The organism is Vreelandella maris, from assembly GCF_013371085.1.
GTDB classification, from domain to species: Bacteria; Pseudomonadota; Gammaproteobacteria; order Pseudomonadales; family Halomonadaceae; genus Vreelandella; species Vreelandella maris.
On record NZ_JABWCV010000081.1, the window covers coordinates 1 to 1,202 of the forward strand.

Below are 1,202 nucleotides of genomic sequence, written 5' to 3' on the forward strand. Positions count from 1 at the left end.
CGACGACTCTCAACGACAGACCTCGTAAAACACTTGATTGGAAAACACCTGCTGAAGCTCTCAAAGAACTACTATTTTCAGCATCATAAGCCAGTGTTGCGACGGCCCCTTGAACCTAAGCTGACTACCTCGATCCGAATGGACTATCACGCCTTTGGGCATTTTGCGTCTCCATAGCGCCATCTGTAGCGCGTCACAGACAAGATCGGCCGTCATACGCTCACTCATTGCCCAACCGACCACTTTACGAGAGTAAAGATCAATGAGCACTGCCAGGTAAAGCCAGCCTTCGCCCGTCGCCAAGTAGGTAATGTCACCCACCCACTTTTGATTAGGAGCTGAGGCCGTGAAGTTTTGTTCTAGTAGATTCGGTGCGACTGGCAGCGAATGCCGTGAGTTCGTGGTGGCCTTGAACTTACGAGCTGCTTTAGCGCGCAGGCCCTGACGCTGTAAGCTGGCAGCCACCGTCTTACGGTTGATCGGCATCCCATCATCTCGCAGGTCTAGCGTTAGTCTCGGGGCGCCTGAGCGGCCTTTGCGTTGGTGATAAGCCTTGGCCACATGCTGATCGATAATGGCTTGCTGGCTGCGTTTTGGGGACGATGCGCCTTCGCGTTGCCGCCAAGCGTAGTAGCCACTCCGAGCGACCCCGACAACATGGCACATACGCTGAATACTGAACGCCTGACGATGACGGTGGATAAAGGCGTACTTCACTTCAGGCTTTTCGCAAAGTACACCGCGGCCTTTTTTGTGATGGCCAGCTCTTCATTTGCCTCGGCTAGTTGGCGCTTCAAGCGGGCGTTTTCTTCTGCCAACGACCGCTCTCGCTCGGATGTGTCTTGCTGCAGCTGTGCTTTAGATCGCCACTGATAGAGCTGACTCGCGTGTATTCCCAGCTCACGCGCCGCTGCTGCAACGCCAATGCGATCCGCAAGCGCTAAGGCTTCTTGCCGGTAGGCATCTGAGTAACGGGTATATGATTTTTTCTTCATTGATGTTGTCGATCTTGCCATGGTTCACCTCATCGTAACGTATGACGTTCTTGAGGTGTCCACCGTTACTGGGCAGGATCAAAAACTCCTGAATTAAAGCTGAATTTGTTTGCCGAGATACTAGTTTTTCATAAAAAAGGTCAGCTCATGGCTGACCTTCTTAATTCATGTCAAGACTAAAGGATATCAATAGGCGACATGTAGTTC

The 1,202-nt window shown here is 51.9% G+C and carries 1 pseudogene; it reads right to left on the reverse strand.

Annotated elements, in window-relative coordinates:
- Positions 1-120: 120 nt before the first annotated feature.
- A pseudogene (locus HUO07_RS21530) lies at positions 121-1,016 on the reverse strand (IS3 family transposase); the annotation flags it as partial.
- Positions 1,017-1,202 lie beyond the last annotated feature (186 nt).